Source organism: Streptomyces sp. NRRL F-5122 (assembly GCF_001507435.1).
Taxonomy (GTDB): Bacteria; Actinomycetota; Actinomycetes; order Streptomycetales; family Streptomycetaceae; genus Streptomyces; species Streptomyces lannensis.
On the sequence record NZ_LMWH01000254.1, the window covers coordinates 163,664 to 180,657 of the forward strand.

General features: G+C 70.6%; 16 protein-coding genes and 1 pseudogene. 6 read left to right on the top strand and 11 right to left on the bottom strand.

Annotated elements, in window-relative coordinates; translation table 11 throughout:
* Positions 1-86: 86 nt before the first annotated feature.
* Positions 87-1,469: a glycine--tRNA ligase gene (locus ADL25_RS32595; protein WP_059131484.1), complete on the bottom strand. Its 1,383-nt coding sequence runs from the start codon at positions 1,467-1,469 to the stop codon at positions 87-89.
* A 197-nt stretch (positions 1,470-1,666) separates the two neighbouring features.
* Between ADL25_RS32595 and ADL25_RS32600 the strand changes: the two genes are divergently transcribed.
* From ADL25_RS32600 to ADL25_RS32615, 4 genes are all read left to right on the top strand, one after another.
* Positions 1,667-2,623 carry a metal ABC transporter substrate-binding protein gene (locus ADL25_RS32600; RefSeq protein ID WP_059131485.1) on the top strand — a complete coding sequence of 319 codons (957 nt, stop codon included), beginning with the start codon at positions 1,667-1,669 and terminating at the stop codon, positions 2,621-2,623.
* Between the two features lie 17 nt (positions 2,624-2,640).
* Positions 2,641-3,405, top strand: coding sequence for a metal ABC transporter ATP-binding protein (locus tag ADL25_RS32605; protein ID WP_059131644.1), 765 nt, complete (start codon positions 2,641-2,643; stop codon positions 3,403-3,405).
* The gene (locus tag ADL25_RS32610; RefSeq protein ID WP_059131486.1) at positions 3,405-4,307 is read left to right on the top strand and encodes a metal ABC transporter permease; all 903 of its coding nucleotides are present in this window, start codon (positions 3,405-3,407) and stop codon (positions 4,305-4,307) included. Before ADL25_RS32605 ends, ADL25_RS32610 begins: the two co-directional genes overlap by 1 nt.
* Before the next feature lie 136 nt (positions 4,308-4,443).
* Positions 4,444-4,863 carry a Fur family transcriptional regulator gene (locus ADL25_RS32615; protein ID WP_059131487.1) on the top strand — a complete coding sequence of 140 codons (420 nt, stop codon included), beginning with the start codon at positions 4,444-4,446 and terminating at the stop codon, positions 4,861-4,863.
* Positions 4,864-5,114: 251 nt separating this feature from the next.
* Here ADL25_RS32615 and ADL25_RS32620 read toward each other — a convergent pair whose 3' ends face one another.
* The 5 genes from ADL25_RS32620 to ADL25_RS32640 form a co-directional block, all read right to left on the bottom strand.
* Positions 5,115-5,948, bottom strand: coding sequence for an isoprenyl transferase (locus ADL25_RS32620; protein WP_059131488.1), 834 nt, complete (start codon positions 5,946-5,948; stop codon positions 5,115-5,117).
* A 32-nt stretch (positions 5,949-5,980) separates the two neighbouring features.
* Positions 5,981-6,727 carry a DNA repair protein RecO gene (gene recO, locus ADL25_RS32625; RefSeq protein ID WP_059131489.1) on the bottom strand — a complete coding sequence of 249 codons (747 nt, stop codon included), beginning with the start codon at positions 6,725-6,727 and terminating at the stop codon, positions 5,981-5,983.
* A 441-nt stretch (positions 6,728-7,168) separates the two neighbouring features.
* A complete protein-coding gene (locus ADL25_RS32630) occupies positions 7,169-7,387 on the bottom strand; it encodes a hypothetical protein (RefSeq protein ID WP_059131490.1) in 219 nt (72 codons plus the stop codon).
* 443 nt (positions 7,388-7,830) lie between these two features.
* Positions 7,831-8,487, bottom strand: coding sequence for a response regulator (locus ADL25_RS32635; RefSeq protein ID WP_059131491.1), 657 nt, complete (start codon positions 8,485-8,487; stop codon positions 7,831-7,833).
* Positions 8,484-9,689 (bottom strand): sensor histidine kinase, encoded by a 1,206-nt coding sequence (locus tag ADL25_RS32640; protein ID WP_059131645.1) that lies wholly within the window; start codon positions 9,687-9,689, stop codon positions 8,484-8,486. The genes ADL25_RS32635 and ADL25_RS32640 overlap by 4 nt, the downstream gene beginning before the upstream one ends.
* A 133-nt stretch (positions 9,690-9,822) precedes the next feature.
* Between ADL25_RS32640 and ADL25_RS32645 the strand changes: the two genes are divergently transcribed.
* Together ADL25_RS32645 and ADL25_RS32650 are read left to right on the top strand one after the other, a co-directional pair.
* Positions 9,823-10,737 (top strand): ABC transporter ATP-binding protein, encoded by a 915-nt coding sequence (locus ADL25_RS32645; protein ID WP_199839245.1) that lies wholly within the window; start codon positions 9,823-9,825, stop codon positions 10,735-10,737.
* Positions 10,734-11,576, top strand: a complete 843-nt coding sequence (locus ADL25_RS32650) for an ABC transporter permease (RefSeq protein WP_059131492.1) — start codon at positions 10,734-10,736, stop codon at positions 11,574-11,576. The genes ADL25_RS32645 and ADL25_RS32650 overlap by 4 nt, the downstream gene beginning before the upstream one ends.
* A gap of 103 nt (positions 11,577-11,679) precedes the next feature.
* On the opposite strand, the pseudogene ADL25_RS46785 reads toward ADL25_RS32650, so the two are convergent.
* From ADL25_RS46785 to ADL25_RS32675, 5 genes and pseudogenes are all read right to left on the bottom strand, one after another.
* Positions 11,680-13,152: pseudogene (locus ADL25_RS46785) on the bottom strand (MFS transporter); the annotation flags it as partial.
* A 38-nt stretch (positions 13,153-13,190) separates the two neighbouring features.
* Positions 13,191-13,820: an NUDIX hydrolase gene (locus tag ADL25_RS32660; protein ID WP_059131493.1), complete on the bottom strand. Its 630-nt coding sequence runs from the start codon at positions 13,818-13,820 to the stop codon at positions 13,191-13,193.
* A gap of 138 nt (positions 13,821-13,958) precedes the next feature.
* Entirely contained in the window at positions 13,959-14,495 is a 537-nt protein-coding gene (gene folE / locus ADL25_RS32665) for a GTP cyclohydrolase I (RefSeq protein ID WP_059131494.1), read from the bottom strand.
* Between the two features lie 466 nt (positions 14,496-14,961).
* Positions 14,962-15,987 (bottom strand): DUF6879 family protein, encoded by a 1,026-nt coding sequence (locus tag ADL25_RS32670; protein WP_059131495.1) that lies wholly within the window; start codon positions 15,985-15,987, stop codon positions 14,962-14,964.
* A gap of 38 nt (positions 15,988-16,025) precedes the next feature.
* Entirely contained in the window at positions 16,026-16,994 is a 969-nt protein-coding gene (locus ADL25_RS32675) for an SCO2521 family protein (RefSeq protein WP_059131496.1), read from the bottom strand.

The following is a 16,994-nucleotide window of genomic DNA, read 5'->3' on the forward strand; positions in this document are numbered from 1 at the left end:
CTTACCGGGACCCTGCCGAAAACGCCGGGTGGGCCGGATCGCTCCGGCCCGCCCGGCGTTCGGGTGTTCGGGAGTTCAGGCGGCGACTAGCAGCCGACGAGGCGGCTCGCGAGGTAGCCCTCGATCTGGTCGAGGGACACGCGCTCCTGCTTCATCGAGTCACGCTCGCGCACGGTCACCGCGTTGTCCTCGAGCGTGTCGAAGTCGACCGTCACGCAGTACGGCGTGCCGATCTCGTCCTGACGGCGGTACCGGCGGCCGATGGCGCCCGCGTCGTCGAACTCGATGTTCCAGTGCCCGCGCAGCGCCTGCGCCAGGCCCTTGGCCTTCGGGGACAGCTCCGCGTTGCGGGACAGCGGGAGCACCGCGACCTTCACCGGGGCCAGGCGGTGGTCCAGGCGCAGCACCGTGCGCTTCTCCATCTTGCCCTTGGCGTTCGGCGCCTCGTCCTCGACGTAGGCGTCCAGCAGGAACGCCAGCATCGCACGGCCGACACCGGCCGCGGGCTCGATGACGAACGGCGTCCAGCGCTCGCCGGCCTCCTGGTCGAAGTAGGAGAGGTCCTGACCGGAGGCCTTGGAGTGGGCGCCCAGGTCGTAGTCGGTGCGGTTGGCGACACCCTCGAGCTCGCCCCACTCGGAGCCGCCGAACTGGAAGCGGTACTCGATGTCGGCCGTGCGCTTGGAGTAGTGGGAGAGCTTCTCCTGCGGGTGCTCGTACCAGCGCATGTTCTCCTCACGCAGGCCGAGACCCGTGTACCAGTTCCAGCGCTCCTGCATCCAGTACTCCTGCCACTTCTCGTCCTCGCCAGGCTTGACGAAGAACTCCATCTCCATCTGCTCGAACTCGCGGGTGCGGAAGATGAAGTTGCCCGGCGTGATCTCGTTGCGGAAGGACTTGCCCATCTGCGCGATGCCGAACGGCGGCTTGCGGCGCGAGGTCTGCTGGACCTGGGCGAAGTTGGTGAAGATGCCCTGGGCGGTCTCGGGGCGCAGGTACGCGATCGAGCCGCTGTCCTGCGTCGGACCCAGGTGGGTGGAGAGCAGACCCGAGAACTGCTTGGGCTCGGTGAACATGCCCTTGTTGCCGCAGTTCGGGCAGTTGATGTCCGCGAGGCCGTTCTCCGGCAGGCGGCCGTGCTTGGCCTCGTACGCCTCTTCCAGGTGGTCGGCGCGGAAACGCTTGTGACAGGAGGTGCACTCGGTGAGCGGGTCGGTGAAGGTGGCGACGTGTCCGGAGGCCACCCAGACCTCGGTCGCCAGGATCACCGACGAGTCGATACCGACGACGTCCTCGCGCGACGTCACCATGTAGCGCCACCACTGGCGCTTGATGTTCTCCTTGAGCTCGACACCCAGCGGTCCGTAGTCCCAGGCGGCGCGCTGGCCGCCGTAGATCTCGCTGCAGGGGAATACGAAGCCACGGCGCTTGCTCAGGCTGACGATGGTGTCGATCTTGTCGGCGGCCACGGTGCTCTCTTCATTACGACGACGGGCGACGAAGCGACTGCTTCAGAGCATTGCTTCAGAGCGAATGCTTCAGGTTACCGGCGGGGGCTCCCCTCCAATCAAATCGGTACTGACCCTGAAGCCGGTCCCCGGGTCGGTCCGGTCCCGCCCGGGGAATTTATTGACAACGGTTTCCATATTTGATGAAAATGACTGTCATGAACGTACGCCGACGCCTCATACCGGTGACCGCCCTGACCGGGGTCGCCGCACTGACCTTCGCAGCGACCTCCGCCTGCTCCACGAGCACCACGGCCGGTGGCACGGGAAAGTTCGACGTCGTCGCCTCGTTCTACCCCATGGCCTTCCTCGCCGAGCAGATCGGCGGGAAGTACGTCCATGTGACCAGTCTGACCCAGCCCGGTCAGGAGCCGCACGACCTGGAGATCAGCGCCAGACAGACCGCGCAGCTCCAGGAGTCCGACGCGGTGCTCTACCTCAGGAACCTCCAGCCCTCCGTCGACGAGGCGGTGGCCCAGTCCGAGGTCGGGACCAAGATCGACGCCGCCTCCCTGACCACCCTCGAGACGCACGGCAACGAGGTCGGCGGGCACGCGGCCGCCCACGACTCCCACGAAGGGGAGGAGCCGGGCGGCAAGGACCCCCACATCTGGCTCGACCCGGTGCGCTACGCCGCGGTCGCCAAGGGTGTCGGCACGGCCTTCGAGAAGGCGGACCCGAAGCACGCGGACGCCTACCGGGCGAACACGGACGCCCTGGTCAAGAAGCTCGACGAACTCGATGGGCGGTTCGCGTCCGGGCTGCGGAACACCGAGGGCAAGGTCTTCGTCACCACACACGCCGCCTTCGGCTACCTCGCCGAGCGCTACGGCCTCACCGAGGAGGCCATCAACGGACTGGACCCCGAGTCCGAGCCCAGCGCCGCGCGCGTCCGGGACCTCGAGACGATGGCGAAGGCCGACGGCGTCACGACGGTCTTCTACGAGACGCTCGTCAGCGACAAGACCGCCAGGACCATCGCCCAGGACGCGAACCTCAGGACCGACGTCCTCGACCCGATCGAGGGCATCACGTCGAAGTCGCGCGGCAAGGACTACTTCGCGGTCCAGGAGGCGAACCTCAAGGCGCTGCAGACGGCCCTGGGCGCCAAGTGATCGTCATGGAGGACCGTATGACCGAGCCCCTCATCACTCTGCGCGGTGTCCGCGCCGACCTCGGCTCGCGCCCCGTCCTGCGCGGCATCGACCTCGCCGTGCACCGCGGTGAGGTCGTCGCGCTGCTCGGGGCGAACGGTTCGGGCAAGTCGACGATCGTGCGCGGCATCATCGGCCAGGTGCCGCCGAGCGCCGGCGAGATCAAGCTGTTCGGCACTCCGCTGCGCCGTTTCCGCGACTGGCGGCGGGTCGGGTACGTCCCGCAGCGCACCACGGCCGCGGGCGGCGTGCCCGCCACGGTGACCGAGGTGGTGTCCTCCGGCCGCCTCTCCCGGACCCGCTTCGGAGTTCTGCGCAAGGCCGACCACGAGGCCGTACGACGGGCCCTGGACATGGTCGGGCTGGCGGACCGCGCCAAGGACTCCGTCGACGCGCTCTCCGGGGGCCAGCACCAGCGGGTGCTGATCGCCCGGGCGCTGGCCTCCGAGCCCGAGGTGCTGATCATGGACGAGCCGATGGCGGGCGTGGACCTGGCGAGCCAGGAGGTGCTGGCCGGGACGCTGCGGGACCAGGTGGACTCGGGTGCCACCGTGCTGCTGGTGCTGCATGAACTGGGCCCTCTCGAACCGCTGATCGACCGGGCCGTCGTCCTGCGCGACGGCTGCGTGCTGCACGACGGGCCGCCTCCGAAGGCCGTCGGCCAGCACGCCCTGCCCGGTCACGACCATGTGCACCCGCATGCGGCGGACGCCGCACCGAGCCGTACGGGACTGCTGAGCTGATGGACTTCCTGGACTACGCCTTCATGCAGCGGGCACTGCTCGCCGCCGTGCTGGTCGGCATCACCGCGCCGGCCGTCGGTATCTACCTCGTGCAGCGCCGCCAGGCCCTGATGGGCGACGGCATCGGCCATGTGGCGATGACGGGCGTCGGACTCGGCTTCCTCCTCTCCACCTCCCCGGTGTGGATGGCGACTGCCGTCTCCGTCCTCGGCTCGATCCTGATGGAGCTGATCCGCTGGTACGGCAGGACGCGCGGCGACGTCGCGCTCGCCATGCTCTTCTACGGCGGTATGGCCGGCGGCGTGATGTTCATCAACCTCGCGCCTGGTGGCTCGAACGCCAATCTGACGTCGTATCTGTTCGGCTCGCTCTCGACGGTCTCGCAGTCGGACGTCGTGGCGATCTGCCTGCTGGCGGCCTTCGTCGTCCTGGTCACCCTGGGCCTGCGCCGCCAGCTCTTCGCGGTCAGCCAGGACGAGGAGTTCGCGCGGGTCACGGGCCTGCCGGTGCGCGCGCTGAACCTGCTGACGGCGGTCACGGCGGCGGTGACGGTGACGGTCGCGATGCGGGTGGTGGGCCTGCTCCTGGTCTCGGCCCTGATGGTCGTCCCGGTGGCGGCGGCGCAGCAGCTGGGCCGCAGCTTCGCCGCCACCTTCGCGATCGCCGTCGCCATCGGTGTGACCGTGACCCTCGGCGGCACCGTCACGTCGTACTACCAGGACGTTCCGCCCGGGGCGACGATCGTGCTGCTGACGATCGCCGCGTTCGTCGTCCTGACGGCGCTGGCCACTCCCCTGGCCCGCCGCCGCGCCCGTGCGGCCGCTGCCGCGCACTCCGCCGGGGACCCGGTGGAGTGCGCGATTCCGGCCACCCGGGGGGCCGCCGAGGAGGTCGGAGCCTGACCGGGCACGGGCCGGGCTGGCACAATGGCTCGGCAAGGCGCAGACGTGAGCCGTGCGAGAGCCGAAGGGGCGCCGCGGTCCCGGCAGCGACTCAAGGCGCCCCGTAGGCGAGCGAGCCATCACGAAGGAGGCAACGGTGACGACCGCCGGCCAGCCCGTACGGGGACGATCCACTCGCCAGCGTGCGGCCGTGGCTGCGGCGCTCGACGAGGTCGACGAGTTCCGCAGCGCGCAGGAGCTTCACGACATGCTGAAGCACAAGGGCGACTCGGTGGGCCTGACGACGGTCTACCGCACGTTGCAGTCCCTCGCCGACGCCGGTGAGGTCGACGTCCTGCGCACCTCCGACGGGGAGTCCGTCTACCGCCGCTGCTCGACGGGCGAGCACCACCACCACCTGGTCTGCCGGATCTGCGGCAAGGCCGTCGAGGTCGAGGGCCCCGCGGTGGAGAAGTGGGCCGAGGCGATCGCCGCGGAACACGGTTACGTCAACGTCGCCCACACGGTGGAGATCTTCGGCACGTGCGCTGACTGCGCCGCGGCCGCCGAGGGCTGAGCAGGACTCGGGGCCGGGGCGGTCGGGCCGCCCGGCACGACGCGCAGCCGCTCCACGTCCTTCCGGGTGTGCGTGCCCCGGTCGACGAGCACCGCCGCACAAGTACCGGCGCGGTCGGGACCGCGCAGCACGCGCCTGCGGATGCGCGGGGCACCGGGGACAGCGGTGCCCGCGCACGGCGAACCTCACCCCGAACGCGACACCGGCGCTGTCCCCACCGCGCGGCGCACCCGTGACGGGCAAGGAGCGGGTTACTCCTGCCTGCCCTCCATGGCCAGCAGCTCCTCGTTCGGGATGGCGCCGCCGAAGCGGCGGTCGCGGGAGGCGAACTCCAGGCACGCCCGCCACAGGTCACGCCGGTCGAAGTCCGGCCACAGCACGTCCTGGAAGACCATCTCGGCGTAGGCGCTCTGCCAGAGGAGGAAGTTGGAGGTGCGCTGCTCGCCGCTCGGCCGCAGGAACAGGTCCACGTCCGGCATGTCCGGGAAGTACATGTGCTTGGCCAGGGTCTTCTCCGTGATCTTGGCCGGGTCGAGCCTGCCCTGCCGCACGGCCTCGGCCATCGCCTGCGCCGCGTCCGCGATCTCGGCCCGTCCGCCGTAGTTCATGCAGAAGTACAGCGTCAGCAGGTCGTTGTCCTTGGTCTGCTCCTGGGCGATCTGGAGCTCCTTGGCCACGGACTTCCACAGCCTGGGCATCCGGCCCACCCAGCGCACCCGGACACCGAGTTCGTCGAGCTGGTCACGGGTCTTGCGGATGAAGTCGCGGTTGAAGTTCATCAGGAAGCGCACCTCGTCGGGCGACCGCTTCCAGTTCTCGGTGGAGAAGGCGTACAGGGAGATGTTGCCGACGCCCATCTCGATCGCGCCCTGGAGCACGTCCAGCACCCGCTCGGCGCCGACCTTGTGCCCCTCGGTGCGCGGCAGGCCCCGTTCCTTGGCCCACCGGCCGTTACCGTCCATGACGATCGCCACATGATTCGGGACCAGCTCGCCCGGGATCTTCGGCGGCCGGGCCCCGGACGGGTGCGGCTCCGGCGTCCTGACCTCGCGGCGCTGCCGCCCCAGGAACCCGCGTACAGCCATGTGCTTCTCGTCTCCCTCGATCTCAGGTCGCTCTACTGTTCCACGTACCGGAGCGAACGCAGTCCGCGCTCCAGGTGCCAGTGCAGGTACGCCGACACCAGTCCGCTGCCCTCCCGGACGTACCGCGGCTCGCACACGTCCGCGGTCTCCCAGTCTCCCGTCAGCAGCGCGCCGAGCAGTTCGAGGGCCCCCGGCGAGGGTACGACGCTGCCGGGCACCCGGCAGTCGCCGCAGACGACCCCGCCCGAGGCCACCGAGAAGAACCGGTTCGGCCCGGGCATGCCGCACTTGGCGCAGTCGCTGAAGCTGGGCGCGTAGCCGTTGACGGCGAGGGAACGCAGCAGGAAGGCGTCGAGGACGAGATGCGGCGCGTGCTCACCGCGGGCGAGAGTCCTCAGACCGCCGACGAGCAGCAGATACTGCTGCACCGCCGGCTCGCCCTCGTGATCGGTGAACCGCTCGGCGGTCTCCAGCATGGCGGTCCCGGCCGTGTAGCGCGCGTAGTCCGTCACGATCCCGCCCCCGTAGGGAGCGATGGTCTCGCTCTGCGTGCACAGCGGAAGCCCGCGCCCCACCAGTTCGCTGCCACGCGAGAAGAACTGCACGTCCACATGTGAGAAGGGCTCCAGCCGGGCCCCGAACTTCGACTTGGTCCGCCGCACTCCGCGTGCCACGGCGCGCACGCGCCCGTGACCGCGGGTGAGCAGCGTGATGATCCGGTCCGCCTCACCCAGCTTCTGGGTGCGCAGCACGATGCCGTCGTCGCGGAACAGACTCATGCGGCCATTCTCGCGTACGGCGTCGGCGCGCGTGGCCGGGGTGTCGTATGCCGCCCGACGGAGCCGGTTTCCCGGGGCCGGACCGGTCCGCCGGTTCGAACGGGACAGGCGGACGGGCGTCGGCGACGGCCTGCGGGGCGTCGCGGCGGGCCATCTGCACCCCGGCGGGGGAAGTCGGCGCACAGGGCCGCGTCCCGGGCCGGCGGTGAGATACCCGGGAGCCGTTGGGCCCCTGCCCGGTGGCCCGCCGGATCGGCTCCTGCCCCGAGGCGGTCCGCGAGGCGTTCCGATCACGGGCGACCGGCGCGCTCGGCGGCACCGTCCACAGCCGGCGCATCGTGGACCGGGCGGGCCACCGGCACCCGGCCCGCCGCTTCCTCCACCGGGCCGTGCACCCGCGCACCACGTCATGCCCTGCGCGGAGGCAGTGGCCCGGCCGCCTCAAGGGACCTCGCCCCGGCTGCGGGCGTTCGCGTACGCGGTCGCGGCCCTCAGCCGCTCCGCCTGGGTCGCGCTGCGTACCGCCTCCGGCTCCACGTCCCATTCCTTGCCCCCGCCGTACGGTCTGAGCTGGACGTACGGACCCTCGTGTCCCATCACCACGCCCACCCGCCCGGTGCGGACGTCGACGGCGTACGAACCGATCGGCGGCTTCTGCATCACGCCTCCGCGGCCCGCTGCGTGCGGAGGACCGCAACGCGCCGGGCGGCGAAGTCGACGTGGCGGCCGTCCGGTCCGGCGAACGGGCGGGTAGCCCCGCGCGGGGGAGCCACCGGGGCGAGCCGGAGCGGCGGCACCACGGTTCCTGCTTCTGCGAGCGCCGCCCGCGATTCCCTCACTGCTCCTCCGCCTCTTCGGCGCAGCACGCCGAATGTCGTCCCCCGAGTGGTACGTGTACTGCAGCCACCCTGTTGCCCGGCCCACCCTGTTTTTACTCTTCGCATCACCCTTGTGACGCTCTGCATATACACTCGGCAGGTGCCTGCGCCCTGCAAGTGCGCAAGCACAAAGGGGTATCGGGCCCGGGCGGACCGGGCGCGCATGTACCACGCAAGTGACCGGATCACCGGCTCGGCGGCATGGGCGGAGTGCGTCGGACGACGTCAGCCCGCCACCGACACCAGCCCCGCCTCGTACGCGGTGATGACCAACTGCACGCGGTCCCGTGCGTCCAGTTTGGTCAGCAGACGGGTCAGATACGTCTTCGCGGTCGCCACGCTGATGCACAGTTCGGCGGCGATCTCGGCGTTGGACAGGCCGGTGCCGACCAGGGTGAGGACCTCCCGTTCCCGGTCCGTGATGCCCCGCAGTTCGCGGCGTCCGCGTGCCGGCCCGGGACGCGCCGCGAAGTGCTGGATCAGCCGGCGCGTCACACCGGGCGCGATCAGTGCGTCGCCCGCCGCCACCACCCGCACGGCGCCGATGATGTCGTCCAGCGCCATGTCCTTCACCAGGAAGCCCGACGCACCCGCGCGCAGCGCCCCGTACACGTGGTCGTCGTCGTCGAAGGTCGTGAGGACCACGATCCGGGTGTCCGTGGACCCGGCGGTGATGCGGCGCGTCGCCTCTATGCCGTCCATCTCCGGCATACGGATGTCCATGACGACCACGTCCGGGGCGAGTTCCCCGGTCAGGGCCACGGCCTCCGCGCCGGTGGCCGCCTCCCCGACCACGTCCATGTCCTCGATGTCCGCCATCACCATGCGCAGCGCCGTACGGATCAGCTCCTGATCGTCGGCGAGGACCACCCGGACCGTCATCGGACGGACACCGGCAAGGGCAGCCGGGCCGCGACCCGGAAGCCGCCCTCCGGACGGGGTTCGGCGCTGAACCCGCCGTGCAGCAGCGCCACGCGCTCGCGCATGCCCGCCAGGCCGAAGCCCGTGTCGGTCGACGTGCCGTGCCCCCGGCCGTCGTCCGTCACCTCGAGGGAGATGTCGTCCTCGCCGTAGTCCACGGTCACCCGGCATGCGTGCGTACCCGAGTGCCGTACGACGTTCGTCACCGACTCCTGGATGATCCGGAACGCCGACAGGTCGATGTCGGGCGGAAGCCGGCGGGGCTCACCGAGCCACCTCACCTCGACCTGTACGCCCGCCGCGGTCGTCGCGGCGGCCAGCCGGTCCACGTCGGCCAGCCCTGCGGGCCGCGCCTCCGCGGCCGTGCCGTCCCCGTGCCCCGCGTCGGCCGCCCGGAGTGCGACCAGCATTCGCCGCAGCCCCGCCAGCGTCTCCCGGCCCGTCGTCTCCACCGCCCGCATCGCCTCCCGTGCCGCGTCCGGCTGAGTCGCCGTCACCCGGGCCGCCGCCCCTGCCTGGAGGGCGATGATGCCGATACTGTGGGCGACCGTGTCGTGCATCTCCCGGGCGATACGCAGCCGTTCGGCCGTCACCGCCTGCGCCGAGGCCTGTGCGCTCAGCCGCTCGGCGTGTACGCGGGCCTGGTGCGCCGAGTCGCCGAGCAGCCAGCTGATCACCGACACCAGGACCACGGCCAGTTCCGCCGACATGCCGACGGCCCATCCGCTCAGCAGCCGTGTGGCGATGTACGCGACCAGCGCACCGACCCCCAGGACCAGAGCCAGGACCGAGGTGCGGCGCGGCGCCGCCGCCGCGATGAAGTACAGCGCGAGGATCGGCGCGAGGTACTGCGCCATCGGCAGTTCGCTCACCCCGATCGTGACCGCCTCGCAGATCGAGGCCAGGATCAGCAGGGCGAGTGCGACCAGCGGCCGTGTCCGCAGCAACACGGCGCCGTACAGCGCCATCAGGGCGGAGACCACGTGGAACAGCAGACCGTCCCAGCGGTACAGCTGGGCCGTCCCCCACTCCTCCGGCTCCGTCTCCCCGGGCAGCCTGAACGTGGTCAGGAGCGTGAAGAGCGTGCTCGCGCACCAGACGAGCACGATCCACGTCCGCGGCGACACTCGCTTGACCAGGGGAAGCGGCGCAGTGACGGGCATGTCGCGATCGTAGAGGCGCGGCGCGGCGGCGGTCATCGGACCGGGGACGTACAACCACGGTCGACAACGGCCGGCGGTGAATGTCGTCGGCCGCACGATGCCCCACGACGCCCTGCCGCGCGACGGTGGTCCCGTGATCGAAGTCGACCGCCTCACCAAACGCTACGGCGGGACCACCGCCGTCCGCCAACTGTCCTTCACCGTGCGCCCCGGCCGTGTCACCGGCTTCCTCGGACCCAACGGCGCCGGCAAGACCACCACCCTGCGGATGCTGCTCGGCCTGGTCGAGCCCACCTCCGGCGCCGCCACCGTCGACGGGCACACCGTCCGCCGGTATCCGCGCGGACTGCGTCACGTCGGCGCCCTCCTCGATGCCGGCGATGTGCACGGCGGCCGGACCGCGCGGGCGCATCTGCACGCGCTGGCCCGCAGCAACCGCATCCCGGCACACCGGGTGGACGAGGTCCTCGCGGAAGTCGGACTGGCCGGTGCCCCGGCCGGGCGTCGGGTCGGCGGCTACTCGCTGGGCATGAAACAGCGCCTCGGGATCGCCACCGCGCTGCTCGGCGATCCACCGGCTCTGCTGTTCGACGAACCGCTCAACGGACTCGATCCGGAGGGCGTGCTGTGGGTCCGCGGGCTGTTCCGGAGGCTGGCCGGCGAGGGCCGTACCGTCTTCGTCTCCAGTCACCTCATGTCCGAGATGGAGAACACCGCCGACGAGCTGGTCGTCATCGGGCGAGGCGAACTGATCGCGGCCGAGAGCCTGACCGAGTTCGCCGCGCGCGGCACCCGGCCGACCGTGACCGTGCGCACGCCCGACGCCGGGACGCTGGCCGCCGCGTTGTCGGCCGAAGGCGCGGCCGTGGCGCCGTACGACGGGGAGACGCTGAAGGTCACCGGGCTCAGCTCCGACCGGATCGGCGAGATCGCCTTCGAACACGGCTTGTTGCTGCGGGAGTTGGCCACCGAGACCGCCTCTCTCGAAGCCGCCTTCATGGAACTGACCGCCGACAGCGTCGAATACCTCGCCGGAGAGCCCCGATGACCGCCTCGACGACCGCGCTCCCCCTGCCCGCCGCCCGCTTCACCGACCTGCTGGCCGCGGAGTGGATCAAGCTCCGGTCGCTGCGCTCCGTCCACTGGGCGCTCGGCGCCGGCGCCCTCGGGATCATCGCCTTCAACACCAACGCGGCCCGTGCGGACTACGTCAACTTCCCGCACTACGGCCGCGTCGTCCGGACGCACTTCCTCTCCTGGGCACTGCGCGACGCGTTCACCCAGGGTGCCGCCATGATGCTGGTCCTCGCGGCGTCGAGCATCGGCGCCATCAGCATCGTCGGGGAGTACACGACGGGCCTCGTCCGCACGACCTTCGCGGCCGTCCCGGACCGGCGCGCGCTGATGACCGCGAAGGTGGTCGTCGTTGCGGCCGTCATGACGGTGTATGGCGCCTTCACCGCGGGCGCCTCCTTCGCCCTGACGCAGGCCGTCCTCGACGGGCGCGGTCAGGGCGTGTCGATCGGCCATCCGGGCGCACTGCGCGTGGTCGTGGCGTCCGCGCTGCTCGCGCCGGTGTGCGCCCTGGCCGGCCTGGGTCTGGGCGCGCTGATCCGGCACAGTGCGACGACCACTGTGTTCGACGTGTTCGTCCTGCTGTTCCTGCCCACCTTCGTGACCGACCGCTACCACTGGACGGCCTGCGTCAGGAACGCGCTGCCCTTCAACGCCTGGTACCGCCTCGTCGACGTCGAGTACGGACATCAGCCGTTCACGCTGACTCCCCGCTATCCGACGACGGTGACGGGCGGCTGGATCGTGTTCGGTGCGTGGGCGCTCGCGGCGGCCGTCGTCGCGGTGGTCGCCGTTGACCGCCGCGACGTGTGACGCGGCCCATGGCGTCGGCCCAGCGTCTGCGCGGGACCGCCTCCCGGCGCCCCGGTTCGGGGGCTCCGGGGCCCTGGTGCGTCTTTTCGTGCCGCAGCAGGGTCAGGTGCGCGGCGGTGAGCGCCAGCAGGATGCCGATGTTCACCAGCGCCGCCACATGCAGTCCGTCCGTGAACGCCGTCCGGGCCTGCGCGAGGAGGTCGCCGCCGAGCCGTTCGGGCAGCCGGGCGGCGACCTCGGTGGCACCGCCGAGGGTCGCGCGGGCGGCCCCGGCCGCGTCCGGCCCGACACCGTCCGGCAGGGCGTCGCCGCTCAGCTTCGCCCGGTACACGACGGCGGCGACGGACCCGGCGACGGCCACGCCCAAGGCCTCGCCCAGGTTCGCACCGGTCTCCCCGATGCCCGAGGCGTTTCCGGCGCGTTCGGGTGGAGCGCTGCTGATGATGACGTCGTTGGTGAGCGCGAGCGCCGCCTGCACCCCGAACGACATGACGGCGAACCCGATGACGACGAGTCCCGGCCCGGACGTCGTGTCCGCCCGGGTGAGCAGCGCCAGCCCCGGCACGGCCAGCAGGAATCCGCCCGCCATGACCCGTCCCGGACTCGTGCGTGCCGCCACGAAGGGTGCGAGGAGCGCGCTCACCACGCCCGCCAGCACCGCGGGCAGCGTCCACAGCCCGGTCACCAGCGGGGACAGCCCCAGCACCAACTGGAGGTACTGCAGGAGCAGGAACTGGATCCCGGTCACCGCGAAGAGCCCCAGGGTCAGCCCGCCCAGCGAGACCCCGAAGGCCGGCCGGGTGAACAGTCTGAGGTCGAGCATGGGATCGGGGAGTCTCAACTGTCTGCGCACGAAGACGGCGCCGAGGCCGAGCCCCAGCGCGAGGCCGATCAGCGGCACCGTGCCGACACCGTGCTGGGCGATCTGCTTGAAGCCGTAGACCACCGGCAGCACCGTGGCGATGGACAGGGCGACGCTGGCCGGATCCAGGCGGCCGGCCGCCGGATCGCGGTACTCGGGCAGCAGCAGCGGACCGGCGATGAGCAGGACCACCCCGACCGGCACGCCCATCAGGAACACCGAGCCGTACCAGAAGTGCTCCAGGAACAGTCCGCCGACCAGCGGGCCGATCATCCCGCCGATGCTGAAATTGGTCATCCACACCGCGACCGCCACCCGCCGCTGTCCGGGGTCGCGGAACATGTTGCTGATCAGGGAGAGGGTCGAGGGCATCAGCGTGGCCCCGGCGACCCCCAGCAGGGCGCGCGAGGCGATGAGCATCGCCACGCCGGACGAACAGGCGGCGAGCACGGAGGCTGCGGCGAACGCGGCGGCACCGATCAGCAGCAGCCGGCGGCGCCCGATCCGGTCACCGAGTGTGCCCATCGTGGCGAGGAAGCCGGCGACCATGAAGCCGTAGATGTCGACGATCCACAGCAGTTGGGTGCCGCTCGGATGCAGTCGCTCGCTGATGTGGGGGGCGGCCAGGTGCAGCACGGTCATGTCGAGGCCGATGAGCATGGTCGGCAGCGCGAGGACCGCCAGTCCGGTCCACTCCCGGCGCCCGGCCCGCATCGGGACGCCCGCGCCGCCGTGTGGTCGCACCACCGGGGTCAACCTGCCGCACAGGAGGAGACCAGTGCGTCCCGGCAGTCCTCGAGCAGGCGGCGTACCGCGTACGTGACCGGACGCTCCAGTGCCTCGGCGGGTGTCAGCCATTCGGCCGAGCTGCCCTCCGGGCCGAGGTCCACCACGAGGTCCGTGTCCACCTCGGCGACCGTCCGGTAGACGTGCCACAGATGCGCGTCGGCCCCGCGGCGGCAGCCGTCACCGGGTACCCGGATCCTGGCCAGGTGTTCGAGCGGCCTACCGGCGATGCCGGTCTCTTCCCGCAGTTCGCGCTCCGCCGCGTCGTCGGGCTGCTCGTCACACTCGACGTGCCCGGCGGGAATCGTCAGGCCGAACGGGAAGGCCGTACGGTCGAAGAGGAGGACCCGGCCACGGACGTCCCGGACGAACACGCCCGCCGTCTCGTGCCAGTACTCGCCCTCGGCATCGGTCCACCAGCGGACCTCGGGATCCAGCACCAGCGCCCGGTCGGCGACATGGCCGCAGGACCGGCATGCGCAGTGCCGTCGCCCCGCGACGGCACGCCACTGCACCGACTCGCCGTGGCACCGCAGGCAGTAGTGGTGCACGGCGCCGTCGTTCAGCGCCTGCGGTGGAACGAAGTCCAGCTTCATGGCTCACTCCCGGAACTACGGATCTCACGGTCTCGGGCGCCCGTCACGGGGCCGGGCTGCCGGACGGCACGGCCCCGCGCGGTGGGCCCATCCAGGTGCCCACCGCGCGAAACCCGGTGCGCCGGAGCCGGCGGACCGTCAGGCCTCCAGGCCGAACCGGGAGAACAGCTCCTTGTCGCCGGCGACATAGGAGGTGTCGGTGATCACCGTCTGGTCGGAGGGGCCCCGGCTGCACATGCACATGTGCCGTCCGGTCGAGACCACCCGCGCCGCGCGCGCACCGCCCGAGTTCATGATCTCCTCGGCGATGTCCTTCACGAGGTGCTCCTGGATCTGGAACCTGCGGCTGAACGCCTGTACCAGCCGCGGGAACTTGCCCAGACCGAGGATCCGGTCGCCGGGCACGTACGAGACCGCCACCTTCCCGTAGAAGGGCAGGAAGTGGTGCGCGCAGATCGAGTAGTAATTGATGTCGTGGACGCGGACCACTCCCGCATGCTCACCCTGGATCTCGACCGTGGTCTTGAGGATCGTCGATGTGTCGATCTCGTAGCCGCTCAGCAGCTGGCGGTAGGCGCGGACGATACGGGGTTCGCACTCGGGTTCCCGGTACCAGTCGAGTGCGCGCTTGTCGGTAGTGACGTTCTCTTCGAGCCACTCGGCGATGCTGCTCACGAGACACCTCCTGACGGACGGATTTGCGCGTTTGCTGCTGCTGATTCAGGTATGCCTCTGGCTGGTTCCGCACAAGTGGATCTCCGAGGAATCTCCATCCTCGTATTCGAGCCGGATGCTCATGGGGCCACCCCCTGGGTATCCGTTCCACCGGTACCCCAAGTGAGTACACATGTGCTTTGAGCAGCAGCTTTGCGTTGACGGTGTCATGCTGCCCGCGGGCAGCATGGTGCGCAACTCATCGGAGATGTACGGGTGACCCGTCACTCTCTCGGGCGTTTCTCGCTTCCGATGGGGGCTACTTCACCCTAAAGATCTGGAAAGAAAGCGAAGGCGAGAAGAGAAGGAAGAGAACGGCACCGTGATGCCGGCCTCGGCGTCGCACGGCGCGGCGCACGTCACCGGACGGCTCCCGAGGACCGCCCGCGACGTGCGACGTACCGTGCGATGCGCCGGGCCGCGCCGGTCAGCCGGACGTCACGGTCGGCTGCGGCTCGGGCTCCGGGTCCGCGGGCTCCGTGGCCTCCCAGAGGACGGTGAAGCGGTTGATGCGCTCCGCGACGTGCTCACGGGTCATCTTCAGCGTCGTCTTGGCGGGCATGACCTCGACGTCCGGTTCGGTCTCGTAGGACAGCTCCCCGTCGAAGACGATGAAGTCGTTGAGCGGGGTCACCTGCGCGGGCGGCGGAAGCAGTGCGCGCACCGCGATACGGGCGTCGATGCCGAACTCGCGATGGCGCTCGCACAATTGCTCGAGGCTGGGGGTGCGGTCCTCGGGCCTGCTGACCAGGAACAGCCGCCGTACCACCACACCGCGCTGCTTGATCGCCCTCTCCTGCGCCTTCAGATACCGGTTCGCGGGCTCGCTGAACCAGAAGTCGCGGTCCACCGAGGTGCTGGTGGCGTACACCGTCTTCTTGGCGCAGGTGGTGAGGTCGATCAGCCAGTCGTGGTTCTCACCCGGGCAGTCGGCGCTGCCGTTGCTGAGGCTCTCCATCAGCGAGGCGAGCCGACCGATCTCCTCCTGGGCGAAGGTCTTGACCAGTTCCGAACCGTGCTCGCCCACCTGCGTGTACTTCCGGGCCAGCCGGGTCACGCCGTCCGAGCGCAGCACCGATCGGTCCACCTGGCTGAACAGCTCCGTCGCGTCGTTGATCTTGGAGAAGCTCTCGTCGACCGCCCTGCGCATCTGCTCGTGATGGCTGGCCAGACTGTCGCGCATCTCCCGGATGCGCTTCTTCTGACTCCCCTCCATGGCCTCGAGCCGCTGCTCGAACTCCACCAGATACTGGATGATCAGTGCCGCGCCGCCGAGGACGACGGACACGGTCAACTGCCACACCTGGTTCTTGTCCTGGTCCAGCACGTTGGTCAGCACATAGGTGCCGGCCGCCACCACGACCGTGAGCAGCGTCTTGCGGAGCAGCTTGGATATGCGCTGCTCCTCCCGCTGCGGCACGGCCCCGGCGTCCCCTGTCGATGCTCCGCTCATTTCGGCCTCCCCCGTCGGTGTCTCGTTCGTGCAGCAGCTCAGCGCGTGCTCAGCGCCTCGTGCAGCAGCGGTATGGCCTGGACGGCCAGTTGGTCGCGGATGCGCTGGACCAGGGTCTGCCACTGGCGAGTGAACCCCGGCTCCCGTTCCAGCACGTCCCACAATCGGCCCAGCGTCCGTTCCACGTGCGCTTGCGGCATCCACAGATGCAGCAGGTGGTCCACGGCCGGGCGCAGCGCCAGGACGGCCGACGGGCCGTCCACCGCACCCAGCCGGCTGTTGTCCAGCATGTGCACGAGGGTCGTCAGCAACCAGTCGTGCAGCGCCAGGTCCTCGCACAGTCCCACGGCCGCGGTGGCCGGTGTCTCCTCCGGCAGGCTCAACTCCACGGTCCGCAGCCCGTCCTCGGCCAGGGTGAAGCGCTCCAGTGACGCCCCTTCGCCCGCCGGGGCCCGCCGCGCGACCCAGCGCAGATGGGTCCGCCGGGACTTGAAGGGCGCCTTGTGATCGAGTAGCGGATGCCGCAGCAACTGGGCGAGCAGCCCCTCGGCGATCATCCCGAGGTCCAGTTCACCGCGGGAGCTTCCGCGCAGGACGCCTTGCGCGGTTGCCTGCTCGGGAAGCTTCCCGAAGGGTTCGACCAGCCCGGGACGTACCAGATAGTGGCCCCAGGGCCGGCGTGTGTCCGGGCCGGCGGACGGGACACTGAACCAGGCGCTGGCCTGCAGGACACGGCCCTCGGTGAGCGCGGCGCGGGAGGCCACCGTGCCGACGGCGCGCACCTTGGCGCCGTTTGCGGTGGGCAGCCTGCAGTCCACCCCGGTGAGTAGCTCCGGCGAGAGCGCGTAGAGGTTCGGCCGCTCGGAGACGCTGACCTGTTCGTCCGCGCGCAACCTCAGCAACTGGGCGGCGGCCCGGCCGTCCAGCGCCTGGAAGGACGGAAGCAGACAGGTGCGCGTCTCGCCGCAGACGAGGACCGCGGGCGCCGTCCGCCCGGTGGCCGCCAT